Origin of the sequence: Pseudomonas sp. GM18 (genome assembly GCF_000282195.1) — a bacterium.
GTDB lineage: Bacteria > Pseudomonadota > Gammaproteobacteria > Pseudomonadales > Pseudomonadaceae > Aquipseudomonas.
Window position 1 is genome coordinate 68,487 of sequence record NZ_AKJT01000036.1, and the last position, 24,832, is coordinate 93,318.

Annotated in this window: 24 protein-coding genes; 17 read left to right on the top strand and 7 right to left on the bottom strand. The window is 57.8% G+C overall.

From position 1 onward, the window contains the following. Positions 1 to 2: 2 nt before the first annotated feature. Positions 3 to 1,661: a bifunctional 3-(3-hydroxy-phenyl)propionate/3-hydroxycinnamic acid hydroxylase MhpA gene (gene mhpA, locus PMI21_RS17790; protein WP_007936994.1), complete on the bottom strand. Its 1,659-nt coding sequence runs from the start codon at positions 1,659 to 1,661 to the stop codon at positions 3 to 5. Positions 1,662 to 1,842: 181 nt separating this feature from the next. Then, positions 1,843 to 2,850, bottom strand: coding sequence for an aldo/keto reductase (locus tag PMI21_RS17785; RefSeq protein WP_007936995.1), 1,008 nt, complete (start codon positions 2,848 to 2,850; stop codon positions 1,843 to 1,845). A gap of 92 nt (positions 2,851 to 2,942) precedes the next feature. Between PMI21_RS17785 and PMI21_RS17780 the strand changes: the two genes are divergently transcribed. Continuing rightward, complete coding sequence (locus PMI21_RS17780) at positions 2,943 to 3,845, top strand: LysR family transcriptional regulator (protein ID WP_007936996.1); 903 nt, start codon at positions 2,943 to 2,945, stop codon at positions 3,843 to 3,845. A 13-nt stretch (positions 3,846 to 3,858) separates the two neighbouring features. Here PMI21_RS17780 and PMI21_RS17775 read toward each other — a convergent pair whose 3' ends face one another. Continuing rightward, positions 3,859 to 4,185 (bottom strand): AzlD domain-containing protein, encoded by a 327-nt coding sequence (locus PMI21_RS17775; protein WP_007936997.1) that lies wholly within the window; start codon positions 4,183 to 4,185, stop codon positions 3,859 to 3,861. Then, the gene (locus PMI21_RS17770) at positions 4,182 to 4,922 is read right to left on the bottom strand and encodes an AzlC family ABC transporter permease (RefSeq protein ID WP_007936998.1); all 741 of its coding nucleotides are present in this window, start codon (positions 4,920 to 4,922) and stop codon (positions 4,182 to 4,184) included. Before PMI21_RS17770 ends, PMI21_RS17775 begins: the two co-directional genes overlap by 4 nt. A 112-nt stretch (positions 4,923 to 5,034) precedes the next feature. On the opposite strand from PMI21_RS17770, the gene PMI21_RS17765 reads away from it, so the two are divergent. Genes PMI21_RS17765 through PMI21_RS17755 form a run of 3 tightly spaced genes read left to right on the top strand, consistent with a single transcriptional unit; the run spans position 5,035 to position 6,913 of the window. Further along, entirely contained in the window at positions 5,035 to 5,988 is a 954-nt protein-coding gene (locus tag PMI21_RS17765; RefSeq protein ID WP_007936999.1) for a LysR family transcriptional regulator, read from the top strand. Positions 5,989 to 6,047: 59 nt separating this feature from the next. Further along, positions 6,048 to 6,368 carry an isochorismate lyase gene (locus PMI21_RS17760; protein ID WP_007937000.1) on the top strand — a complete coding sequence of 107 codons (321 nt, stop codon included), beginning with the start codon at positions 6,048 to 6,050 and terminating at the stop codon, positions 6,366 to 6,368. Between the two features lie 29 nt (positions 6,369 to 6,397). Continuing rightward, positions 6,398 to 6,913, top strand: coding sequence for a GNAT family N-acetyltransferase (locus tag PMI21_RS17755; protein ID WP_007937001.1), 516 nt, complete (start codon positions 6,398 to 6,400; stop codon positions 6,911 to 6,913). A gap of 31 nt (positions 6,914 to 6,944) precedes the next feature. Here the strand turns inward: PMI21_RS17755 and PMI21_RS0128070 are convergent, their stop codons facing one another. Further along, positions 6,945 to 7,901, bottom strand: a complete 957-nt coding sequence (locus PMI21_RS0128070) for an AraC family transcriptional regulator (protein WP_033063939.1) — start codon at positions 7,899 to 7,901, stop codon at positions 6,945 to 6,947. A 175-nt stretch (positions 7,902 to 8,076) separates the two neighbouring features. Here PMI21_RS0128070 and PMI21_RS17750 point away from each other — a divergent pair, with 175 nt between their 5' ends. The 4 genes from PMI21_RS17750 (at position 8,077) to PMI21_RS17735 (ending at position 11,305) form a co-directional block, all read left to right on the top strand. Then, positions 8,077 to 9,030 carry a diiron oxygenase gene (locus PMI21_RS17750; RefSeq protein ID WP_007937003.1) on the top strand — a complete coding sequence of 318 codons (954 nt, stop codon included), beginning with the start codon at positions 8,077 to 8,079 and terminating at the stop codon, positions 9,028 to 9,030. Positions 9,031 to 9,111: 81 nt separating this feature from the next. After that, entirely contained in the window at positions 9,112 to 9,534 is a 423-nt protein-coding gene (locus PMI21_RS17745; protein ID WP_007937004.1) for an MAPEG family protein, read from the top strand. A gap of 133 nt (positions 9,535 to 9,667) precedes the next feature. Continuing rightward, a complete protein-coding gene (locus tag PMI21_RS17740) occupies positions 9,668 to 10,291 on the top strand; it encodes an eCIS core domain-containing protein (protein WP_238541209.1) in 624 nt (207 codons plus the stop codon). Positions 10,292 to 10,408: 117 nt separating this feature from the next. Then, positions 10,409 to 11,305, top strand: coding sequence for an SDR family NAD(P)-dependent oxidoreductase (locus tag PMI21_RS17735; protein WP_007937006.1), 897 nt, complete (start codon positions 10,409 to 10,411; stop codon positions 11,303 to 11,305). 58 nt (positions 11,306 to 11,363) lie between these two features. Here the strand turns inward: PMI21_RS17735 and PMI21_RS17730 are convergent, their stop codons facing one another. Continuing rightward, the gene (locus PMI21_RS17730) at positions 11,364 to 11,708 is read right to left on the bottom strand and encodes a cupin domain-containing protein (RefSeq protein WP_007937007.1); all 345 of its coding nucleotides are present in this window, start codon (positions 11,706 to 11,708) and stop codon (positions 11,364 to 11,366) included. A gap of 256 nt (positions 11,709 to 11,964) precedes the next feature. On the opposite strand from PMI21_RS17730, the gene PMI21_RS17725 reads away from it, so the two are divergent. The 3 genes from PMI21_RS17725 to PMI21_RS17715 all read left to right on the top strand — a co-directional run bounded on the left by PMI21_RS17725 (position 11,965) and on the right by PMI21_RS17715 (position 13,290). Beyond that, positions 11,965 to 12,255, top strand: coding sequence for a hypothetical protein (locus tag PMI21_RS17725; RefSeq protein WP_007937008.1), 291 nt, complete (start codon positions 11,965 to 11,967; stop codon positions 12,253 to 12,255). A 132-nt stretch (positions 12,256 to 12,387) separates the two neighbouring features. Next, positions 12,388 to 12,789, top strand: a complete 402-nt coding sequence (locus PMI21_RS17720) for a hypothetical protein (protein WP_007937009.1) — start codon at positions 12,388 to 12,390, stop codon at positions 12,787 to 12,789. Between the two features lie 219 nt (positions 12,790 to 13,008). Next, positions 13,009 to 13,290, top strand: a complete 282-nt coding sequence (locus PMI21_RS17715; protein ID WP_007937010.1) for a DUF3303 domain-containing protein — start codon at positions 13,009 to 13,011, stop codon at positions 13,288 to 13,290. A gap of 155 nt (positions 13,291 to 13,445) precedes the next feature. Here PMI21_RS17715 and ligD read toward each other — a convergent pair whose 3' ends face one another. After that, the gene (gene ligD, locus PMI21_RS17710; RefSeq protein ID WP_007937011.1) at positions 13,446 to 15,992 is read right to left on the bottom strand and encodes a DNA ligase D; all 2,547 of its coding nucleotides are present in this window, start codon (positions 15,990 to 15,992) and stop codon (positions 13,446 to 13,448) included. A gap of 133 nt (positions 15,993 to 16,125) precedes the next feature. On the opposite strand from ligD, the gene PMI21_RS29480 reads away from it, so the two are divergent. The 6 genes from PMI21_RS29480 (at position 16,126) to PMI21_RS17685 (ending at position 24,797) form a co-directional block, all read left to right on the top strand. After that, positions 16,126 to 16,320: a hypothetical protein gene (locus PMI21_RS29480; protein ID WP_157214303.1), complete on the top strand. Its 195-nt coding sequence runs from the start codon at positions 16,126 to 16,128 to the stop codon at positions 16,318 to 16,320. 105 nt (positions 16,321 to 16,425) lie between these two features. Continuing rightward, positions 16,426 to 16,941 carry an Hcp family type VI secretion system effector gene (locus PMI21_RS17705; protein ID WP_007900657.1) on the top strand — a complete coding sequence of 172 codons (516 nt, stop codon included), beginning with the start codon at positions 16,426 to 16,428 and terminating at the stop codon, positions 16,939 to 16,941. Positions 16,942 to 17,073: 132 nt separating this feature from the next. Next, positions 17,074 to 19,116 carry a type VI secretion system Vgr family protein gene (gene tssI / locus PMI21_RS17700; protein WP_007937012.1) on the top strand — a complete coding sequence of 681 codons (2,043 nt, stop codon included), beginning with the start codon at positions 17,074 to 17,076 and terminating at the stop codon, positions 19,114 to 19,116. Further along, entirely contained in the window at positions 19,106 to 19,843 is a 738-nt protein-coding gene (locus PMI21_RS17695) for a DUF4123 domain-containing protein (protein WP_007937013.1), read from the top strand. The genes tssI and PMI21_RS17695 overlap by 11 nt, the downstream gene beginning before the upstream one ends. Further along, positions 19,843 to 24,504, top strand: a complete 4,662-nt coding sequence (locus PMI21_RS17690; RefSeq protein ID WP_007937014.1) for an RHS repeat-associated core domain-containing protein — start codon at positions 19,843 to 19,845, stop codon at positions 24,502 to 24,504. The genes PMI21_RS17695 and PMI21_RS17690 overlap by 1 nt, the downstream gene beginning before the upstream one ends. Then, positions 24,504 to 24,797 (top strand): hypothetical protein, encoded by a 294-nt coding sequence (locus PMI21_RS17685; RefSeq protein ID WP_007937015.1) that lies wholly within the window; start codon positions 24,504 to 24,506, stop codon positions 24,795 to 24,797. Before PMI21_RS17690 ends, PMI21_RS17685 begins: the two co-directional genes overlap by 1 nt. Positions 24,798 to 24,832 lie beyond the last annotated feature (35 nt).

A 24,832-nucleotide genomic window follows, 5' to 3' on the forward strand; every position in this document is an offset into this window, starting at 1 on the left:
CTTCACGCTCTTAATCGAGGGGGCTCGTTGATGGTAATGGAAACGCTATCGGCAGTGGAATCGGCGCAAGCCATCAGGATCAGGCAGTCTCGAACCAGACTGCCTGCATCTGCGCCTGGAGCGTGGTGCATGATGATACGGTCGGGGCGAATCGCGACAAGCGTGCCTTTGGTAGCCAGCGGCAGGATGTCATGGTTCAGGTCTTCGATGAAGTCGCAACCGCTGTCGGAGCGCTGACCGCAGGGTCCGATCTGCAAGAAGTGACCGCCCATCTTTGTCCACGAAGAGACCTCGGCAGCGCTCAGCAGTGACAACGGGTCAACACCGAAGCCGACCAGGGTCAGGTTGTGTCCAAGCGCATCGTCGCTCAGCTGGATCCGCTGTTGCGTGTTGCGAACCCAGGCCTGGGGAAACAGACTGCCACGAACCAGTTTGTCGCCACGACGATGCTGCATGAACAAACCGTTTTTGAAGATGTTCTTCGGCTTGATGTCCAGCTGTTCGAAGTACTTTCTGGAAGCGGGCGTCAACGCCAGCGTCCGCATCAGGCCGTGGATGAAGAAAGCGGCGACCTTGTTTCTCGGCATCACCAGACGGCCCATGAGTTTCGCCAGATCGATCATCGCCTGGGCATGGGGCCGGCGCTCTACGTCATAGGTATCGAGTATTGAAGGCGCGGCTTGGCCGTGAAGGACCCAGGCCAGTTTCCAGGTAAGGTTGGCGCCATCTCGAAGTCCCGCGACGAGACCTTGCCCGACAAAAGGCGGAGTGATGTGGGCGGCATCCCCGGCGAGGAAGACTCGCCCCTTGCTGAATCGGTTGCAGCAGCGCGCGTGGAATCGATACACCGCCTTGCGCTCGACTTCCAGCTCCTGCGGATTGATCCATGGCGCGATCAGCCGGGCTATGCTTTCCGGGCTTTCCAGCTCTTCCCGGGATTCGCCCGGGTGCAGCATGAACTCCCAACGTTCCCTTCCGCCGGGAGCGGGCATGTGCGGCGTTGGGCGCTGTGGATCGCAGATAAACTCAATGTGATCAATCGCTGACTGATGCCGGTTCCTGGTATCGACAATCAGCCAATCCTCTGCATAGGTTTGCCCTTCGAACTCCTGGCCAATCAAGGCCCTGACCCTGGAGCTGGCACCATCCGCACCTATCAGGTATCGGGCGCGAACGGAATGCATCTGGCCATCCTGGTCCCGTACGGAGGCGACGACACAATCCGACTCCTCGACCAGATTCTCGAGCTCGAATCCACCCAGGCTGGTCACTGACTTCAGCCGGGAAACCTGGTTGCGCATCGCGTGTTCGAGGTCGGGTTGATAGAACGTCACCAGTTTGGGATGGCCGTCGATGCACCCCGCGGTATTGGCCCGACTGAATTGACCGAGGACCGGGGAATGCATCTTCACTTCAGGGATAACGATCTTCTCGAAAGCGTCTTCCGACAATCCGGCCAGTTGCAGGATGCGAAGCGCCTCGTTGTCCAGAGCAATGGCGCGGGGCATCAGCAAGACCTCATGGGTCTTGTCCAATACCAGTGTCTTTACACCATAGCGGCCGAGCAGCGCCGCGATGGTCGCCCCTACCGGACCGTTGCCGACGACCAACACATCGACATCGGTGGGAGGCAATTCGGAACCTTTCTTGTTGTTGTTCATCTCGAGCCCTTGTTGTGATTGAAGTCGTGAGACACGCAGGTCTCATCGTCAGGCAAGGTGAAGGTATGTAAAATTGAAACATATTTCAATATTGAAATTATTGTCATTAAATTTTTCGGATCGCTGGCAACCAAGAATGCTTTGCTGGATGCCAGCGATTCGGTGCCGCCGCTCAATAGCGTCAGGCGGCACCAGGGACATTTGTTCCCATGCCCGACGGCAGGAACGGTCGAATTTCGTCGATTTCCGCAGCGCTAAGGCGCAACTCCAGGGCTGCAATCAGCCCGTCTACTTGTGCGCGATGGCGGGCCCCGACAATGGCGCCCGTCACGACCGGTTTGCGAAGTACCCAGGCGATGGCGACCGCCGCAGCGCTCACCCCGTGCCTTTCTCCAATGCGAGCCATGACGTCCACCAATGCCAGGTTCGCGCTCAAACGGGGCTCTTGGAAATCAGCACTTCGAGCCTTGCGCCAATCGTCTTCGGGCAGTTGCGAGATGCGTTCGCGCGTCATGCTGCCGGAAAGTAGCCCTGATTGAAGCGTGGAATAGGCAAGAACACCCATCCCGGCCTGCTCACAGAATGGCAGAACGTCCTTCTCGATATCCCGCATCAAGGCCGAGTACGGCGGCTGGAGCGAAACGATCTGTGTCACCGCCTGCGCCCGCTTGAGTTGAGCGACATCGAAATTCGACACACCGATAGCGCGAATCTTTCCTTGATCGCGTGCGGCGGCCAAAGCCGAAAGCGCCATTTCAATGCCTTCACTGCTGGCGTCAGCAGGAAAAGCAGGCCAGTGGATCTGATAAAGATCGATGGTCTCGACTTGAAGTCGGCGCAAGCTTGCGTCGATCTCGGCAAGCAAGGATTGAGGGGTCAGTGAATGTGAAATCTTCTTCGTGACCGGGTCCCAGACCAAACTGCCTTTGGTGAACACCAAAGGACGCCGTGAAGCCGGCACCCGCCGCAGCAATTGCCCCACCAATTGCTCTGCATGGCCCAAGCCATAAACCGCAGCGGTATCAATCCAGTTCACGCCGCGTTCGACGGCATATTCAAGTGCGCCCAGGCTGTCCTTGTCATCCTGCGTTCCCCAACTGTACTCCCAGCCGGTGCCGGCGATTGCCCATGTCCCCAGGCCAATGGGCGAAATCAGAAAATCCGACGATCCAAGACGATTCTGTTGCATAGCGACCTCTCCACGAATGATGGAGGAAGTATCCGGCAGAGGTCTCATGACGATAAGATAGGTAATCGTATTTGAACTACTGAACAACACTCATGAGTTATCACCCCGATCTCTCTGAGCTCGACGCCTTTGCCGCCGTCGCTCGCCATCGCAGCTTTCGCAAGGCCGCCGACGAACGTGGCGTTTCGGCTTCCGCGTTGAGTCACGCAATGCGAGCGTTGGAAGCACGTTTGGGCATCAGACTGCTGAACCGAACCACTCGTAGCGTGACCCCGACGGAGGCCGGCCAGCAGCTATTGGCGACGCTGGTCCCTAGCCTGCACCAGGTTAACGATGCATTGGCGCAATTGACCTCGATGCAGGAAGTGCCCGCTGGCAAACTTCGCCTCAACGTGGCGCGTCCGGCGGCTCGCATCGTGTTTGCAAAAGTGCTCGCGCCCTTCGTGGCCAGGTATCCACGTATTCAGTTGGACCTGATCACCGATGATGGATTGACCGATATCGTGAATGAGGGGTTTGACGCTGGAGTCCGCTTTGGTGAAAGCCTGGCCGGTGACATGATCGCAGTCCCTGTCGGCGCACCTCAATCGTTCGTGACCGTTGCTGCGGACGCCTATCTGGCCGCGAAGGGAACCGCACACGTCCCCCGCGACTTGCTCGATCATGCGTGCATTGCCAGGCGTTTTCCCAGTGGCAAACTTTACGCCTGGGAGTATCAAGCCGACGGTCAACCGATACGGTTGTCCATCACCGGCCCGCTGATTCTGGAAGACGATGCGTTGATGATCCAGGCGGCGAAAGATGGCGCTGGTATTGCCTATGTCTACGAGGAGCTGGCGCGCGACGATATCCGGAACGGGCATCTCAGAGAAATACTCCAGGAGTGGAAGGCACCGCCCAGCCGATTCTTTCTTTATTATTCCAGCCGGCGCCATGTGCCACCGGCCTTGAAAGCGCTCATCGAATTTATCAGAGCGAGTGACTTGCGAGCCTGATTTCCAGGCTGCATTACGAACCGATAAACTTGAATACCCACAACACTCCCATACCGACTGCCAGCGTCAGGACAGTATTTCGTGTTTTCCAAGCGACCCAGGCAGCAATAATGGCTGCAGGTATCTGGGGGTTATCGAGCACGAATTCACCTTGCCCGTTGGGGTACACCACGGCGGGTAGCACAAGGGCCGCCAGCACACTCGCCGGTACGTAAACCAAGGCTCGACTGAGCAACGCCGGGATGCGCAACCGGCCATACAGTTCGACAAAGGAAAGACGCATGGCGAACGTTCCCAAGCCAACCGCCAGGAACATCCCCCACAAGGATAAATCGCTCATCGTGCCTCCCTCTCGACGTCATTGCTCAGCGCATTGCTCAACGGGCGCTTGCGCAGACTCTCGATCAACACACCCGCCACAACGCCACCTATGGAAGCTGTTACCAGACCAAGGTTGTAGGGCATATTGACCGCAAACACCGCGAGCAGCCCACCGACCAGGGCGGCGCCCAGACTCGCCGCGCCACGAATGCCGGGAACCAGCAGCGCCAGAAAAGAAAGAGGGATGGCAAAGCCTAATGACCAGGTCTCGGGGATGCTGGCTCCGAGGTAGATACCCGCCAATACCGATAATTGCCAGGACAACCACATGGCAACAGCCGTGCCGGCATAGAAGTGGTGTGCGAATTGCCCAAGTTCACCTGAGGAAAACTTGAGGCTGCACAGCGCATAGGACTGGTCAGAAAGCAGGTAGGACACGGGCCACGTCCAGCGCCGGGGCAACTGGTGCATATGAGGGGCCAGCGAAGCGCTGTACATGATAAAGCGCAAGTTGATGACCAGGGCAGTGACCACAATCGCCAGCGGCACAACACCGCCCTGTAGCAATTGGAGTGCGACCATCTGGGCGGATCCAGAGTAGAACAGCAGCGTCATGCCGATGGTCGTGCCAGGCGACATGCCCATTTTGATAGCCATGACCCCCGTCACCAGGCCGAATGGAATGACGCCGGGAGTCAATGGCATGAGCGCCCGGACACCTTGCATGAACGCTTGCCTTCCTATTTGGTACGGCATCTCGTCTCCTTATTTTACCCAGTGGTGCGCAGCGCATCGCGCGGTAGAGTGTGGACCCGGGACCCGATGGGCAAAACCGACTTTTTTTCCGGGAAAACAGGTAATTTTTGTTATGGCTAAAAGCTCCCAGCCTGATCAGTCCCTGATCGCAATGCCGTCGTTCAAGGCCATGAGATCGTTCGTGGCAGCCGCCAAGTATCGGAACTTTACCCGGGCCGCCGAAGCGCTATGCGTCACTCAGGCGGCGATCAGTCGGCAGATACGCGAGCTTGAAACCTATTTGGGTACAGAGTTGTTCACGCGTACAGGGCGGGAGGTCAGGCTGACAGCCTCGGGAGCAGCACTCTTCGATGCTGCACAGCTGTCGCTGCTCAACATATTTCAGGCAACTGAAAGAATTCGCCGAGAAAAAAGCGATAAGCGCACGCTGACACTCTGCTGCTCACCCGCGCTATCGGCTCTTTGGCTGTCGCACAGACTGAAAGACTTCTTCAGCGCCAATCCTGATGTCGACCTGAACGTCATCACCACTCAACATTTTCTGGTCATGGAGCCTGGTGTAAATCCCGATATCTTCATGACCAAAACGTTTGATCTTCGCCCCGGCTACCTGCGCATACCGCTGTTTCATGAAGTCGTCTATCCCGTGTGCACACCTCAGTATCTGGAAGCTCACCCTGAACTGAGCACGTTGGAGGGCATGCGAAACAGCGTACTGCTGGATCTGAACCCTTACGGCCGTTCCCAGCTGTCAGAGCAGGTCGACTGGAACGTGTGGTTCGCTTTCCAGTCGCACGATTTGCAAATCCCGACCTCGGAAAGCCCGCATTACTTCAGTAGCAATGACTACAGCCTGCTCATGCAAATGGCGCTGGATGATCAAGGGGTCGCTCTGGGCTGGGATCATCTGGTCAGCCATTTTGTGCAGCTGGGGCGCCTGGTTCGGCCCGTATCGGAGGAACTGGTTCTCAGGGAAGCGGTTCATTACCTGATGATCAATGAGAACAAGGCCGATGATCCAGCGTGTTGCCGCCTGAAGGATTGGCTGATCGCTCAATTCAAGTAAGGAAAACAGCAAGCGGCACGATTTAATTCACGATTTTTTCAACAAACGGAGTCACCTACATGGAAGTCATCAATCAGTTGCAGCCCGCAGAGTGTGCAGGCATGGAAGATATCCGACGCGAAATCGATGCCCTTGATCAAGCCGTTATCAAGCTGTTGGGCAAGCGTTTTCACTACGTGCTGGCCGCCTCGAAGTTCAAGACCTCGGTGACTTCGGTGCGCGCGCCGGAGCGTTTCAAGGCCATGCTGGCAACACGACGCGAATGGGCCGAAGCCGAGGGCCTGAGCCCGGATGCCATCGAGAAGATGTACAGCGATCTGGTGAACCACTTCATTGCCGAAGAGATGAAACACTGGGCGGCTCATCGATCCGAAGCCTGACGCTAGTGACCCGCAAGGAAAGCGACCTTATGAAACCCGTCAGAATTCGTACCCTGGAAAGTACCGATGCCGAGGCGTTGCTGACATTCGAAGTGGACAACCGCGAATGGTTCGAGCGCCACATTGACCCGCGCGGTTCTGCTTTTTACTCAGTGCAGGGCGTCACCGACCACATTGCGGCTTATTTAGCTGATTTTGCCGCCGGAACCTGGCACCCATTCGTCATCGAAGATGACGGCGGAAACATAGTGGGTCGGGCGAACCTCAAAGGCATCGACATGTCCGAGCAGTCGGCAGAAGTCGGCTATCGGATTGCCCAAAGCGCCTGTGGACAGGGACTGGCAACGCTGGCGGTGAGGCATCTGATCCAGCAGGCGCAGTTGCATTGGAACCTTAAACAACTGGTTGCCACCGTATACGCTGGAAATATCGGCTCGGCAAAAGTTCTCGAACGGTGTGGCTTCTTGATCGAACATGCGTCTCGGCAAGAAGGGACACGGAAAGAAGGGCCAGGGCACGAATATCGGTTTGGTCTTTCGATTTAGCTGAGTGAGTGTCCATCGACACCGGAACTTCTCATGCTGATTGTCTGCGCCAAGTGCCGGGTGACGTGCCGAACTGGCGTTTGAATGCGCGACTGAACGCGGCTTCGGACTCGTAGCCAACGGCAAAGCCAATTTGCGCCACATTGCCGCGACCTTCGCGCAGGTGTTGAGCCGCCACGTGCATACGCCAAAGCGTCAGGTATTGCATCGGTGGCTGTCCGACCAATGCCGTGAATCGCTCCGCGAATACCGAGCGCGACATGCCCACTTCAAGAGCCAGGGCTTCTGCAGTCCAGCCTTCGGTTGGACGAGCATGGAGTAGCGCCAGTGCGCGCCCGACATGCGGGTCTCGCAAACCCGCCAGCCACCCGCGCCGCTCGGCGGGAAGGCTGGCGACATACTGGCTGACGGCTTCGACGAATAGCAATTCGGACAGCTTGGCGATGACCGTTGTCGAGCCGACGCGTCCCGCCGCGATTTCACTCACAGCAAAACGGAAAGAGCTTTCGATCCAGGTGCCCGAAGCCGTCGCCCGCAGGTCCAGTTTCAATAAGGATGGCAGCGACGAAAGCAACGGACTGAAGGGTGTTTCAGAGCCGAGGAATCCGCACAATAACTGCGTGGCCTCGCCGCCCCCGCCGTACTTGATTCGTGAAATGCCGCCGACGTCTGGCGGCTGAATGACTTCCCTCGCCGGCATGGGCGCAATGCTCAGGTCACTGCCAAAAGAATGAGCGTCATTGCGAGGAAGCAGAACGAGTTCGCCTGCCCCTACGTCGAGGGTGGCACCACCGTCTATTCGTATTTGCATGTGCCCCGCGGCGACAAAATGCGACGCAATGATATGTCGAGGTGCCGCCAGGAACGGTTTGCAATCATCCGCCGAGATTCTGCCGTTGATGCACCAGGGCGCAGTGAGTTCCGCCTCGAGGAAGACCCCTCCAGACAGCCTGATCACACGCAAGACATCAGAAAGCGCATCCAACACTTGCCTGTCCTCTTTTCCGGACTCCGGAGCAGGTATTCAGGCGCATCGGTCATTCACCGCCTGAACTGCGACGCCTAGATTAGCACCAACGCGGACTCAGAGATCGATGGTCGTTGGCTCCGACGTCAATCGTAATTGCCCCATTCCAACTCGACCAAGGCAGCAGGAGATCCATATGAACACCGTCGCTACCCTACCCAGCTCAGAGTCAGGCAACGCCGCCCGTTATGCTCAAATGGTCAGATCATCGAAAAAAACCGAATGGCAAATCGATCGCGATTTGATACAGGACCGGAGTTTCGACTTCTCGCGCAAATTCTTGCCCGATGGACTATCGCAGATCGACCGCCTGACCTTTCTCGCCGAGACCGAGGCACGCCTGCTCAGTCAGATTCAGGGCCGAACCTATGCGTATATCTTTGGCCTGGTCGAGCGCTTTATCAGTGCCAAAATGCTCGATCAAGGTCGAGCCCATGTATTTGACGATCAGCTCGCACTCGAAGCGCTGGTGCGCTTTTCCAACGACGAGATCAAGCACCAGGAGTTATTCCGGCGCATGGAGACGATGATTGGTTCGCAATTGCCAGCGGGATATCGTCAAGTGGCCGATCCAAACGATGTGGCGCGTGCGGTTCTTGCAGCCAGCACGTGGTCGGTGCTGGCGCTGACCTGTCATATCGAGCTGTTTGTTCAGGCGCACTACACACAGAGCATCGCACCGCGCGAGGAGTTGTGCCCCCTGTTCAAGGATGTCTTCAAATTTCACTGGAAGGATGAAAGCCGGCACGTCGTACTCGATGAGCTGGAGTGGAAGGCGGAGCATGCGAAACTCTCGCCAGCCGAGTGTGACCAGGCAGTGAACGATCTGATTGCGCTGGTGGCGGCCGTCGACGCAATCCTGCAGGCACAATCGGCATCCGATGCCGACTACTTTATTCGAAGTGCCTCAAGACCGTTCAGTGTCGATGAGACAGCGCAAATCCATGCCTGCATTCTGAGCGCCTACCGCTGGCAGTACATTATCTCGGGCGTGCAGCATCCACACTTTGGCCGGCTGCTGACGCACATGACAACGCCAGCACAGATGTCCAGGGTTCAGACCGCACTGGCACCCATCATGAGCAATTGATCGACAGCGCGCGACCGACCGTTTGTCGGCCGCGCGGCTGTGGCATGACGTGCTGAAAATGATTGATTGAGGATGGCAGCCATGACGATACCGATGTGGATGTTGCTTGGATTTGCGACCTGGACCTTGCTGCTCTTGATGGCAACCGTCGGGGTGTATCGCTGGGTCGGCATCCTCTTCTCAAATGTTCCGATTGCCTCTTTCCGAAGCGATCAGCTCGAAGGCGAGGACTGGTATCGGCGCGGGACAAGAGCACACGCCAACTGCGTGGAAAACCTGCCTGTCTTTGGCGTCATCGTGTTGGTGATTTCAGCCCTTGGTGTCGACGGCCCTGCAGTGAACTACTTGTCCATATGCGTCCTGATCGCTCGCGTGTGCCAGTCTCTGGTTCACGTATCCCATGTGCAAACCGATACGTTCGTAGCGGTTCGGTTTACCTTCTTTTGCGTTCAGTTGGTCTGTTTTCTCGCGCTCATTGTCATCGCTGCCTGTTACGGCGCATGAATACGCAAATAGAGGGATAAATCCGGGCCAAGGCAACAAACAGTGGCCGCAGCGGTCATACGCGTGGTTGGACGCCGGGTGCGAGCTACCAGAAGCATCTCCTGCCGACCGCCACTACCTCTGGGAGAACCAATTGTCAGCTGTCTTTTTACGTCAAGTTTTCCGGCTATCGGTACTGCTCTTTTCCGTTGGCACTTCGTTTTCTGTTTACGCCTGCCCAGCAGGGCAGTACGAAGCCTGCGTGGTCACTTGTTTTTGTGCTCCAGGCTCCAAAGAGGAAATGGGGCCGATCTTTGAAAGCATGAACAAAATGGCTTCCACTGGATTACAGAGTTGGATTGTGCAATCGCGCAACACCGCGGCAACTGGCGATATTCGGACAATCCCGCTGAATATCCGAGCCCAACTCGAACCCTACTATGACATTCAAGTGCTTGATTCGGCTCGCTACAAGGTAGGCGATGATGAGGAGCTTAACGCCGCAAACACCATGCTGCAGAATCCCGATGTCACTGCAGTCACCCTTATAGACATCATCGTCTTTCGCAGTCCCGACGATGCACTTAACAATGTCGCGCTGTGGGCGCATGAACTGAAGCACGTGCAGCAGTACCAGCAATGGGGTGTTCGGGAGTTTTCTACTCGCTATGCCCGTGATTACACAACCGTCGAGGCGCCTGCTTACGAGATTCAAGCCAAGGTAGCCAGAGCGCTAAGAGCCAGCGTGGCCCAGTCAGAACCGCCTCGACATCCTTAATGTTCAAAGGGTTAGGCGTTTGCTCCATAAATGGATCAGTCAAATCCAAAAAACCATATTTATCCCAAAAACAATAGAGCGGATGATGCGCCTCCAGCCATTTATGTGAGAGCCATCATGAAGCGTGACACCAGCCTGACGTGGCGCCACGTCGATGCAGAGAACCTTGACCTCAACGGGATGCGGGTTGCCGTTGTGGGTGGCACCGGTGGCATCGGGCAGGCATTGAGTCGCTTGCTGGCCTCTCGCGGCGCTCGCGTCCTGGTCGTTGGGCAAACCTTTCGTGATGCTGGCACGCAGGGAATCGATTTTCTCCAGGCGGATCTGAGCCTGATGAGTGAGGCTCTGCGAGTCGCCAAACAGCTGCCGGCGGAATCCCTGGACCTGCTCATTTTCACCACCGGTATCTTTGCCGCCTCCCAGCGTCAGGAAACAGCAGAGGGTATTGAGCGCGATCTGGCGGTCAGCTATCTGAACCGCATGGTCATCCTGCGCAGCGTCGGGCCGAAGTTGGGTACAGACAGGCCCAAGACTACGAGCAAACCAAGGGTGATTGTCGTGGGGTATCCCGGCACGGGCCAGATAGGGACGTTCGACGACCTCAATGCTGAAAGATCCTACAAGGCCATGTCCGCGCACATGAACACTGTGGCCGGCAACGAAATGCTCGTTCTGGATGCGGTGAAGCGCTACCCGCACCTGGACGTTTTTGGCCTGAATCCCGGCCTGATCAAAACCAGTATCCGCGATAACTTTTTCGGCAAGGGCTCTCTGAAATCACGCATCGCGGAGGGCCTGATCGGGCTGCTGACACCCACCGCCGAAACGTATGCGAAGAGAATCGTCCCGCTACTGGTTGCCCCTGAGATCGAGGATCGCGGCGGCGCGATGTTCAACAACAAGGGCCAAGCGATCCTGCCGTCTGCAGGCATGACTGAAGCGCACATCAGCCAGTTCATGATCGCCTCCGAAACACTGGTTTCCCGGACGGGTATTTCAGTCGCGGCCTCTTGATCGCCCTCCATCACGGACGTTTGAAGATCACACCGCGAGTTCCAACCCGGTGACCTGCTTACTCCTGCCTGACAATATCGACCGAGATCTCCACCGCCGCAATCGTGCCTCGGTTCTCAAGCCAGTGCGTGGTGTGCCTGTCCTCAGGCCAACCCACGCCCGGCCCATAGTCCGTGGCGACGCCATTTCGATGATCAGTGATTGTTCCTTGCAGGATGTAGACGGTACCGGGTCTGTCTTTATGGTTGTGAACCGGCCCGAAGACGCCTCCAGGCTCAATGGTCACCATGCGCATTCTAAGTTGGCGCCCCGCCATGCCTTCGATCTCGGGGCCAAGGTCGACCGTTGCCAGTAACTTCACCGCAACACCTTGCGTTTCGGGTGCCGCCTGTTCGTTGCTCATCGTGCTCTCCTCTCTGTACATACAGGGCCTGACTGGAAGTAAAGACCCTAAGAACAGACAGCGGTGTAAATCCGCCCGGCGACGGTCGCCGCCAAACCGTCGCCAGCCGGCCAAAAGTGGCCGGTGGTCGTGGCATGTCGCTTGTCACCGGCGTTTGGCTAAGCTGAATAAATCGGGGGGGAACTGAAACCGGAATGATGGCAACCATCAGCAGATCTGGATGGGCATCAAGACGGTACCCCCAAAGGAGACGACTATGTATGCGGTGATAAGAACCTACCTGGGTGCTGGCGCAAAGCAGCTTTTCGAGTTTCTGGAAGAGCGCAATGCCGACGTCGACGCGGCCCTGCGGACAGTGCCTGGCCTCGTAAGCTACACACTGCTCAATACGGGTGATGGCGGTACATCAGTGACGGTTTGCACGGACAAGACCGGCACCGATGCGAGCTTGAAAGTCGCGCGCGACTGGATTCAGAAAAATGCTTCGCATATCCAAGCGAAACCGCCGATCGTGACGGAAGGTCCGGTCATTGTGCAGATAAAATAGATTCAACCGATCGATGCAGCACACTAAACACTGTGTAAACAGGAGGCGTGTTGCATCGACGGAAAACATCGCGCTCAACGCTACAACAACCCCATGGGCAAACCCGATCATAGCGCTCTATGATTGAACCCCATGACGACCTCTCTTCCGATCCGCCAACCCTGCCCTCCCGGCGCCTGCATCTGCGAGCGTGAGCAGCTGTTGGAAACGCCCGGCACGGACCTGCGCATCCTGAGCCTGACCCAGTCGGAAGAAAAGCGCCTGATCGAACGCCTGGAAAACCTCCAGAGCCTGAGCGACCTGGAACGTCTGCAACGGCGAATGTATGAGCAGTTGGGCCTGCGGGTGGAGATCGCTCCCGGCTTCAATGAAGTGCGCACCATGCGCGGTATCAACATCACCCTCGGCGAACTGCCGGGCCTGTGCCGCAAAACCCGTCAGTCGATCCCGGCGGCCATTCGCCGAGGACTGGAGAAGCACCCGGAAGTTGCCTACGAGCTGCTCAATGCCAACGACTTGTTGCGTGATGCCTGATACCTGATGGCTTGCACCGTTATCCCGATACGTTCATTCGAATGCCCTGAAACAGGATCAGCGGTCGTACGCGCGACACGGTCCACTGCTATGCCTTCTCATGGGAGAACAGGTTTCAGGCCAGCCAGGACGGAGCTGGAAACTCAGGCGTGACCGTGGCCCCGGCGCCAGCCAGGAACGCGAAGTTAAAAGGTGCCAGTCCGTAGCAGGAGGTGGCAGATGTTATTCATGGTCCGTTGGTCCATCAGTCCGCAACAACGTAACAGCGCGATCGAACGTTTTCTCAAGACCGGTGGCGCCCCACCCGCAGGCGTCAGCATGCTGGGGCGCTGGCATGCCGTCGGCGGTTCCAGCGGTGTAGGCATTGCCGAAGCCAGTGATCCGGTGGCGATTCAGAAGTGGGTGCTGGAATGGAGCGACCTCATGAACATGGAAGTCCACGCCGCATTGACCGATGAACAGGTGGCACCGCTGCTCGCTGCCGCAGTCGGCAAGCAATAGTTGTCGAGGCGGCGAGTCTGTGGTGAGGGGGCTTGCCCCCGTTGGGCTGCGAAGCGGCCCCAAAATCTCTGATGTACCAAAGATTTTGTGAGTGCTACGCACTCAAACGGGGCGATGCGGCGTTCCGACAAGCCCCCTCGCCACAGCCTTCTGATTCACTGCTTTTTCATCCCGATCCGCCGCCGCATCTCGGCAGTTATCGTCTGCCGGGTTTTCTTCAGGTCGGCCCAGGGTTCATCGCCGACCTCGGCCAGGCGCTCATGCACGGTGTGCAGGTTCCATTGATTGGCGCCCTTGAGCTCAGCCACTTCTTCGCGAAAGATCGGCACCGACACTGGCAGCCCTTCGCGAGTGCGCACGGCATAAGCGCAGATCGTGGTGGCGCCGAGGCCGTTGCGCAGGTAATCGATGAAGATGCGCCCAACCCGGTTTTTCGGCCCCGACACCGCGGAAAAACGTTCCGGCAGCAGCTTGGCCATGTGACTGACAATCGCGTGGCTGAAGTCCTTGACCTCATCCCAACCGTGTTTGCGGGTCAGTGGTACGACCAGGTGAATCCCCTTGCCGCCGCTGGTCTTGAGAAACGCCTTGAGCCCCAGCTCATCGAGCACCGTGAGGGTCAGCCGGGTCGCTTCGACCATGCTCCTCCAGGGCAACGCCGGATCCGGGTCGAGGTCGAGGACGAAGCGGTCGGGTTTGTCCAGATCGACCGACGTGGCGTTCCAGGTGTGCAGCTCCACCGTGCTCATCTGCACCGCGCCAATCAGGGCTTCGGCATTGTTGATGACCATCATCGGTTGGCCCGTCAGTGCCTTGTCCAGAGTGATAATGCCTGGTATGGCCAGATTCTCGGCGTTCTTCTGAAAGAACAGTTCGCCCGCGATGCCGTCCGGTGCGCGCACCAGCGCCACCGGCCGGTCCTTGAGTTGCGGCAGAATCCACTCGGCGACACTGGCGTAATACTCCGCCAATTGCATCTTGGTGGTGCCGCTGCTGGCATCGATCACCCGCTCCGGATGTGTGATGCGCACCTTGCCCCGCCCCAGACCGACTTGTGACGGTGCGGCTTGGGTGTTTTTCGTTTTAGTGCCTGAGGTCTTCACGGTTGTCGGACGCTCCTCAGTGATGCCTGCGGCAGGCTTGTCCTCGCGCAGCCCATGGAACACGGCCTGGCGCACCGAGCCGTCCTTGGTCATCTCGGCGAAGGCCACTTCCGCCAGCAAAACGGGTTTGAGCCAATGCACAGCCTTGGCTTCAACACCGGTGGGCGGGTTGACCACCGACGGCTTTTTCGTCAGCAGCGGTTTCAGTTGTCCGTAAAGACGCTTGAGGCTCGCCTCGCTGAATCCGGTGCCGACCTTGCCCGCATAGCGCAACTCGCCGCTGTCACGGTCGTGCAGCCCCAGCAGCAACGCACCAAATGCACTGCGCGAGCCTTTGGGGTCGGTGAAGCCGACCACGATAAATTCCTGCCGATGCTTGCACTTGAGTTTGATCCAGTCACTGCTGCGCCGGGACACGTAAAGCGAGCCCAGGCGTTTGCCGATCACCCCTTCCATGTGCATTTTACAGGCGCTGTCGAGTAACGCCTCCGGGGATTCGTTGAACGTATCGGAGTATCGCAACAGCGGGTTTTCATTGGGCTTGAGCACAGTCGCCAGCGCCACCCTGCGCGCTTCGACAGCGACTTCGCGCAGGTCCACGCCATTGAGGTAAGGCAAATCGAACAGGTAGTAAACGATGCTGGCGCTATGACCGGCATCGAAGGCGTTTTGCAGCGCCTGAAAATCCGGAACGCCCTGCTCGTCCGCCACCACCATTTCGCCGTCGAGCCAGGCCGACTCCAGGCCCAACGCCGCCAGCGCTGCGGCCTGCTCTGGCAATTTGTGGGTCCAGTCGTGACCGTTGCGGGTGAAGAGTTTGACCTCATCGTGGTCGATGCGCGCCATCACCCGGTAGCCGTCGAACTTGATCTCGTAGCTCCATTCGCCGTCCGGCGCGGATTCCACCAGTGTCGCCAATTCGGGTTTGAGCAGCTCCGGCAGCCTGGCTTTGCGAGCGCCTGTCAGCTGTGATGAGCGCTCTCTGCGCGCCCTCGCCGCTGGCTTTTTTACGGGACCGGGTTTCGACCTGGCGACAATGGTGCGATCGCTGAGCACGCTGTCGGGCTCGGCGGCGACCACGTCGTAATCGCTTTCGGGCCTGGCCGCGCCGTCCTGATGTTTGATCAGAAACCATTGCTCCTGCTTGCCCGGCATGTGCGTGCGCACGAGGTTCCACAGGCCGCCGAGCTTTTCCCCTTGCAGCTCGAATTTCAGCCGGCCCTCGGCGTACGCCTTGGCCGGGTCGTCCTGGGGAATCCACACCCCACGATCCCACACGATCACCTCGCCGGCGCCGTAATGCCCTTCGGGAATGGTGCCCTCGAACGTGGCGTAATCGAGCGGATGGTCTTCGACGTGGATTGCCAGGCGCTTGACCTTGGGGTCCAGCGACGGGCCTTTCGGTACGGCCCAACTTTTCAGCGCGCCATCGAGCTCAAGGCGAAAGTCATAGTGCAGGTGCGACGCGTCGTGTTTCTGAATGCAGAATTGCAGCGCATGATCCTTTGCCGTTTTTTTGCCCGAACGCTTGGCGGCGGCCGGTTCCGGAGTCGCCACAAAGTCACGTATGCGGTTGTAATCGTCCAGGGTCTTGTTCATGGCTTACCGGGTGCTCGCTGGCGGACGCTGAATCGGCACGTCTCTACATCAGCAGAGCGACAGGTCCGGAAAAAAATTCCATCACCATTGGAATTGCCCGGACAGACGGCTGGGTTTATCGGGATGATGGCTCATGGCCTTGATGCGCAAGAAGTTGCGCAGTTTTTCGCCCCAAGCCCCCCTCAACAACGCTGAACACCAGGTAGATCGAGCCCTCCAGCCGAGTGCGCAACTTCTTGCGCACCACTGCGCAACTTCTTGCGCACTTTCTCAGGTGATCGTTGCTGAAAAACCTCTGCGCGCTTTAAAAATCTCACCAACCACCTGATTTATATGGCAAAAATCATTTTTGGCACGCTCCTTGATAACAGTCAGGCACCCACCGGGCGATACCGCCTCCCGGGCACCCTAACTTTTAGCAAGGAGCACATCCATGGCTACACCAGCGTACATGTCCGTTACTGGCGAGAAACAAGGCCTGATCACTGCCGGCGCATTCACCGCCGACTCCGTTGGCAACACCTACCAGGAAGGCCACGAAGACCAGGTCATGGTTCAGGCTTTCAGCCACGACGTGATCATCCCGCGTGACCCACAGTCCGGCCAACCAACCGGTCAGCGTGTACACAAGCCAGTCGTGATCACCAAGGTCTACGACAAGTCTTCGCCACTGCTGCAAGCGGCGCTGACCTCCGGCGAGCGCATGAGCGAAATCGTTATCCAGTGGTACCGCACCTCTGCTCAAGGTACCCAAGAGCACTACTACACCACCAAACTGGAAGACGCGATCATCGTCGCCATCAACAACAAAATGCACAACTGCCAGGATCCGTCGAACTCGCACTTCACGCACCTGGAAGAAGTGCAATTCACCTACCGCAAAATCACCTGGACCCACGAAGTATCCGGTACTTCGGGTTCCGATGACTGGCGTGTTCCAGTCGCTTAATCGCGGCTGACGGTTCCAAACATCGGCCAGCTCTGCTGGTCGATGTCATTTGCGCCTTCCAGGAATTTTCGCGTCCGTTGATCCGGCTTTCGGGTGTCAACGCGCGCCGCAGCACTGCACGAGGAACAAGGGATGTTCGCGCCGGCCAATCAGACTCACTTTGCCCTGACTGTCGAAGGTCTGGAAAACGATCTCCAGGTCCTTGCCCTGCAAGGTCGGGAAGCCATCAGCCAGCCTTTTGTGTTTGAGGTGGAGCTGGTCAGTGAACAGCCGTCCCTGGACCTCGAAACGCTATTGCACAAACCGGCCTTCTTGCAGCTCTCGCCTGATGGCAGCGGCATTCATGGCCAGATCTACCGCGCCGCCCAGGGCGATTCGGGCAAACGCCTGACCCGCTACGCCGTGACCCTGCGCCCGCAGCTGTCCTACCTGGCGCACCGCATCAACCAACGCATCTTCCAGAACCTCAGCGTGCCGAAAATCATCGGTATGGTCCTCGAAGAGCACGGCATCCAGAGCAATGCCTACGAATTCAAAGTCGGGGCGATTTATCCCGAGCGCATTTATTGCGTTCAGTACGATGAATCGGACCTGCAATTCATCCAGCGCCTGTGCGAGGAAGAAGGTATCCATTACCACTTCCAGCACAGCGCCACGGCCCACAAGCTGGTGTTCGGCGATGACCAGACGGTGTTCCCGAAACTCGCGCCCGTAGCCTACCAGCAAGACTCCGGCATGGTCGCCAACGACCCGGTGATCAAGCGCTTCGACCTGCGCCTGGAAACCCGCACCAGCCGTACCACCCGCCGCGACTACGACTTCGAAAAACCGCGCCTGAAACTGGAAAGTGAGAACCGTGGCGACGCCCTGCCCGACCTCGAAGACTACGACTACCCCGGCCGCTTCATCGACCGCGAACGCGGCAAGCACCTGGCCAAACGCGCCCTCGAGCGTCACCGCAGCGACTTCCAGTTGGCCGAAGGCCGAAGCGATCAGCCGTTGCTGGTCAGCGGCCACTTCCTGGCCCTGACCCAACACCCCAAGGCCAAGTGGAACGACCTGTGGCTGCTGACCGAAATCCTCCACGAAGGCAAACAGCCGCAAGTGCTGGAAGAGTCGGTGACCAGCAACACCACCAACCTCAAAGACGATTTCCACCAGGGCTACCGCAACCGCTTCCAGGCCACCCCCTGGGACGTGCCGAACCGCCCGCCGCTGAACCACCCCAAGCCACGGATCCTCGGCAGCCAGAGCGCCGTGGTCACCGGGCCAAAAGGTGAAGAGATCCACTGCGACCAATACGGCCGCGTCAAAGTGCAATTCCATTGGGACCGCGAAGGCCAGGCCGACGACAAGACCAGCTGCTGGCTGCGTGTCTCCTCCGCCTGGGCTGGCGCCCATTACGGCGGCATCGCCATCCCGCGGGTCGGCATGGAAGTGCTGGTCACCTTCCTCGAAGGCGACCCCGACCAACCGCTGATCACCGGCTGCCTGTACCACAAGGAAAACGTCGTCCCCTACGACCTGCCGGCGAACAAGACCCGCAGCACCTTCAAAACCCTGAGCTCTCCGGGCGGCGGCGGCTTCAACGAACTGCGCATCGAAGACAAAAAGGGCCAGGAACAGATCTTCCTGCACGCCCAGCGCGACTGGAACGAAAACGTCGAGCACGACCAGAAAATCCGCGTCGGCAACGAGCGCCACGACACCGTCGAGCAAAACAGCTACAGCGAATTCAAGGCCGAAGAACACCACACCGTCTACGCCGACCGCAAAGTCGAAGCCCGCGCCAACGACCACCTCACCGTGGGCGTCAACCAGCACATCAAGGTCGGCACCGGCCAATTCATCGAAGCCGGCCAGGAAATCCACCTGAGCAGCGGCATGAAAGTCGTGCTCGAAGCCGGCAGCGAACTCACCCTCAAGGGCGGCGGCAGCTTCATCAAGATCGACGCCAGCGGCGTCACCCTCAGCGGCCCGGCGATCAACATGAACTCCGGCGGCAGCCCGGGCAGCGGCACCGGCGCGGCACCGCTGATGCCTGGGGCGCTGAAACAGGCTGATGCCAACAAGGCTGGCGCGGTACTGACGCCGGCGCAGATCAACACCCTGAAACGCAATGCGCCGTTCTGCGAAGAGTGCGAGAAGTGCAAGGCAGGTGCTTGTGCGATCTGATCTGGTGACTCCACAGGCGTGGCTAGCTGAACGGCCGTTGCGGACGGGTGAGCGGTTGTACTTGATTGTTAGTGCGGCCAGTGATGCTGAAGCGCTCAAGTCACTTTACCAAAGCGAACCCACAACCCAGGCGATCCCGATTTGGGGCGGTACACCCTATGCCGGGTGGCAGCCGGTGATGCCCTACCTCATTGAGTTGAAACCCAACTCAAGTTTTCTGCCGTGGATTGCCGAAACCGATGCTCAGGACTGGGGTTGGTTGGCGGTATCCACCAGTGAGCCGGATGTGGTGTTCGAACATCTGCGCAGTCTGACTCAAGTGCGGATGCCCGACGGTAGCGAGGTGTTTTTCCGGTTCTGGGATGGACGGCATATCTACCCGATTCTGGAAGGCCTCGGCGATGCCGCTGGTGAGGTGTTGCCGGTGTTTGATCGGTATCTGATCAATGGGAAGAGTCTGGAAGTGGGGCCACGCGCGGTGCCACCGGCGAAAGACTGGCCGTGGTGGGAAGTGCCGCAGAAGCTGCTCGACAGCCTGGCGAAGCAAAACCCGTCGACCCTGATCGGTAACCTGATGCAATGGCTGGAAGAGGAACGTCCAGACATCTACGCCGCTTACCCCGAGAGCAATCTGAAGCTGAAAATCGCACGTTTCGTGCGCCGGCCCGATGCTCCGAAAAACCTTAATGAAGCACTGTTAAACCACCTGATTCTGGAGCAAGGCTGATGGATCGCGTTGCCTACGTTGACAACCAACTGAGCACGTTCAAGGACAGCTTGAAGCTGTATCAAGAACAGACCAAAACCTGGTACGCGAAAGCCGCCGACAAAGGCAGTCGAGCCGCAGACCTGCCCTCCCTGCTGGGCATGGAGCGCGTGATAAAAGTCGGTAACACCAGCAAATCGGTGAGCATGACCGATGGCGACTTCACCTCGAACGTTGCCCAGTGCCCGCTCAAGGGACCGTTGCTGATCGAGAGCAAGTTCGAATCGGTGTATGACATCCCATTGGGTGACATCGAAGTTGAAATCGTTGCGGTGGAAGGCGGTGCGGTCAGCAAAGTTACGTTGGACGCTCAGGGTAAAGCTAGCTGGACAGAAGGCGTTCCAGGCAAGTTTTATAAGATTCGCGTTCATCATGAAGTGACGCCGGATCAAATCGATACCTTGTTCAAATCCTACGGCGGTCTGACAGACCAACTGGAAGGTTTTCTGCGCAAGGAATGGGCCGGTTTCAAACCGCAATGGTCGAACATATCCGCCTTGGGAACGGTCTCGGCGATTGGCAACGGCATCCTTGAAGGCGGCTGGGAAGCAATCAAAGGGGTTTGGGACGGCATCAGCCTGGTGCTCGATATCCTGCAAGACCCGAGCAAGTTTGCCAAAGACCTCGGTGCCGGTACCCAAAAGCTGATAGCACTGGCAAAAGAAACGCCAGACGTCATGAAGAAGGCCATGCTGTTGGCCAGCGACGAGGCCGCTCTGTTCCTGATGGTACGCAGTGCCGTGATCTGGCTGGCCGGTTTGCCACCAATGAAGATGGCCGGTGACGCCGCAAAAATGACCACGGCAGCGGTAGTCGGCATCGCGATCGACATCGTGATTTCGATCGTGCTGACCGTTGCTGCAGAGGGTACCGGGGTCATCTACCTCGCCGCGCGCTTGAAAAAGTACGGTGAAATCGTCATCAAGGCCGTGACCGGTTTTGTTGAGGCGGTGTTCAAGATCATCAAAGGCTTCATGGAGTACGTCGCGAAGTACACGGCGGTGGCGGCTCGTGGCGTGACGGCTCAGGTGAAGAAAGGGATTGCACAGGTTCGTTTTGACGGGAAGCGAGTGACTACCGTAGAAACGCCGAAAGTCCACCACGATGTACCCGCTCAGTCCAAGACTCCTGACGAAAAAAGTGCTAACTGCGCCAAAAGCACCTGCACCAATGGCTGTCCGGTTTCGATGGTGACGGGTGAGGAACTGTTGACCCTGACCGATGGTGAACTCGGAGGGCTACTGCCATTCAGTTGGACCCGCCTCTATCGCACCAGCGCCGCGGAAATCGATTGCGGCCTCGGCTACGGGTGGAGTCACGCTCTGGCGCAAAGGGTGGAAATCAACGGTGATGAGGTGGTCTGGACCGACCACGAAAACCGCATTACGACCTTCCCATTGCCGAGTATGCAACGACCGGCGATTACCAACAGTTTGTCCGAAGCGGCGATTTTCATCGGTGACGATCCTTCCGAACTGATCCTCACTCAAGCTGACGACCGTTCCCAGTTCTATCATTTCCGCTACAACAGCAAAGGCGCGACGCTGATCGCCATTAGCGACACCTACAACAACCGCCTGCACATCACCCGCGACATACACGGCCGGATCAAACGTGTCGACAATGGCGCCGGTCGCGCCCTGCTCCTGCGTTATGACCGCAAACACATCGTCGCAGTCGATTACCAGCAGTTCAGTCCGGCAGACAATCTGGAAGATGCCTGGAGCACCGTCCAGACCTTGGTCACCTATAGCTATGACGCTCAGCACCGCCTGATCGAAGCCAAAAACGCGGCAGGCGAAGCCGAGCGCTACGCCTACAATGAGCAGAACGTCATTCTTGAGCGCCGACTGGCCGGTGGCGCCAGTTTCTACTGGGAGTGGGAAAAAGAAGGCAAGTCGGCACGCTGCATTCATCACTGGGCAAGCTTCTCGCAGATGGACGCGCACTACGCCTGGGATGACAAGGGCAGCGTTACTGTCACCAATGCGGACGGCAGCGAAGAGATATATACCCACGACGATCAGGCCCGACTGATCGCCAAAATTGACCCGGATGGTGCTGAGAACCTCAAGGCCTACGACGAAAAGGGTCGTTTGATCGCAGAACAGGATCCGCTCGGCGCAATCACGGAATACCACTACAACGAATCCGGTCACATGGTGGCGGTTATTCCCCCGGAAGACCAACCTACCGGCTACGAATACAGCAATGGATTCGTAAGTAAAGTAAGTCGCGGCAAGGCGACCTGGAAGTATCAACGCAACATTCAGGGCGACATCACTCAACAGATCGACCCGGACGGCAATTCCACCCTCTACAGCTACGACCGCCAGGGCCGTCTGCTGGAAATTCGCCATCCCGATGGCAGCCGCCATCAACTGGGCTGGAACAACCTCGGCCAGTTGCTGGAAGAGCGCCTGCCCGACGGCGGCCAGCGCAAATACCGTTACGACGCACTGGGCCGGCAGATCACCCGTCAGGAAGAAACCGGCGCCATCACCCAATACCAATGGGACGCCGCCAACCGCCTCGCGCAAATCACCCTGCCCGGCGGCGCAACCCGTGCGTTCACCTACAACCCCTATGGCCGCGTCACAGCAGAGCGCGATGAGCTGGGTCGCGTGACCCGCTACGAATATGCCGATGGCCTGCATATGGTTAGCCGTCGTATCAACCCTGATGGCAGCCAACTGCGTTATCGCTACGACAACTCGCGCTTGCTGCTCACTGAGATCGAAAACGAACGTGGCGAGCGCTACCACCTCGATTACTACCCCAACGGCCTTATCCAGCAGGAAACCGGTTTCGATGGTCGCCGTACGGCCTACGAGTACGACCTCAACGGCCAACTGCTGAAGAAAACCGAATTCGGCGACGACGCCAGTGAGCTGGTTACCGAGTACCAGCGTGACGCCGCTGGCCGCCTGCTGGTGAAAACCCTGGCCGACGGCGAGGAAATTCATTACAGCTACGATGCCCTCGGCCGCCTCGTGAACGTCGACGACGGCCACTGGCCCCTCGCATACGAATACGACCTGCAAGACCGCCTGATCACCGAACACCAGGGCTGGGGCACCACGCGCTACGAGTACGACAACCTCGGCCAACTCAGCCACTGCCGCCTCCCCGACGGTAGCAAACTCGACTACCGCCACCAACCCGGCGGCCGCCTGAGCAGCATCGACCTCAATGGCTCGCGCCTGACCACGCACCAGTTCAACGCCGGTCGCGAACAGCAGCGCCAACAAGGCCTGCTGCTCAGCCAATACCAGTACGACGAACAAGGCCGACTGCAAGCCCACACCGTCAGCCAGCAAGACCGCAACCTGTTTCGTCGTCGCTACGCCTATGATGCCAACGGCAATCTTGCCGGCATCGAGGACAGCCGCAAAGGCAACCGCAGCTACCATTACGATCCGCTCGATCGCCTGATCAGCGTGCGCGGAGCTACGCCTGAAAGCTTCGCCCACGACCCGGCGGGCAACCTCCTGGGTCAAGGCGATCAACCGACCGCGAACCTCGCCAACGTCAAAGGCAACCGTCTGCTCATGCAGGGCGACCGTCATTACGACTACGACGCTCACGGCAACCTGATCCGCGAACGTCGCGGCGCCGGCCAGAAACTCGTTACCGAGTATCGCTACGACTGCCAGCACCGTTTGATCGGTGTCAACCTCCCCGGCGGCAGCATCGCAAGCTACAAGTACGACGCCTTCGGCCGTCGCATCGCCAAAACCGTCGATGGCCACACCACGGAATTCCTGTGGCAAGGCGAACGTCTCATCGCCGAGAGTTCCGACAACCGCTACCGCACTTACATTTATGAACCGGGCAGCTTCCGCCCGCTGGCCATGCTCGATGGCGAAGGCCCGCTGAAAGCCACGCCGTTCTACTACCAACTCGACCACCTCGGCACCCCGCAAGAACTCACCGACTACAGCGGCGAGATCATGTGGTCAGCGAAATACCGCGCCTACGGCAACCTCGCCACCCTCGACGTTGCAGAAATCGACAACCCGTTGCGCTTCCAGGGTCAGTATTTCGATGCGGAAACGGGCTTACACTACAACCGGCATCGCTACTACAATCCGGGGACTGGGCGGTTTTTGACGCCGGATCCGATCAAGCTTGCGGGTGGGTTGAACAACTACCAGTACGTGCCTAACCCTACGGGGTGGGTGGATCCATTGGGGTTGAATAGGGAATGTCCAGGCGGAGATGCATGTAAACCGCCAACAGGCACTGAAAACCCAGCAGGCAAGGCAAAAGTAAATCAAGGGGAACCACCAGTTCCTGCGCCCGCAGGCAACGCAGAGAAAACGGTCCGAGTCCGCCATTACACCAACAGAAAAGGCTCAACAGGTATTGAAAGCGATGGCGTAATTAGCGCCCAAGACAACAATAGAGTATATGTAGAACCTGCCAACAAAAAAGCTCTTAGCCAACTCACAGCTGAAGAAAAATATCAAATAGGAAGAGGCCGAGGGCGAGACTATATAGAGACGGATGTACCTGAATCACAATTGGAATGGGTTAAAAATCCAAGATACGGAACCATGGAGTTAACAATCAAGGGAAACCTAAAACTAGAAAACCCAACATTCACGAGGAGAAAATAATGCTAGACACAAACAAAGAAATTATTATACCCGGAGAATCCGCACTCGAAGCACTAGCAGAGATAGAATTCATCTTAATATCTCTACATAAAATGGGTAGCTATTATAGTGATAAACCTATTGCAGACTACCAACGCGCGACAACCGATTTTATAGACAACGAAAAAGTCACACAAAAACTCGCCAAGGTACGACGAATTCTAAGCGAAAGTTTTGATAACACGCTTGGCGAAGACGACATGGATGACATAGAGAGACGCATGGAAAACATTGAGTTCTGGAAGCCAGAATAAAAAGTAGAGATATTTATTTTCCACACTAGGAAATA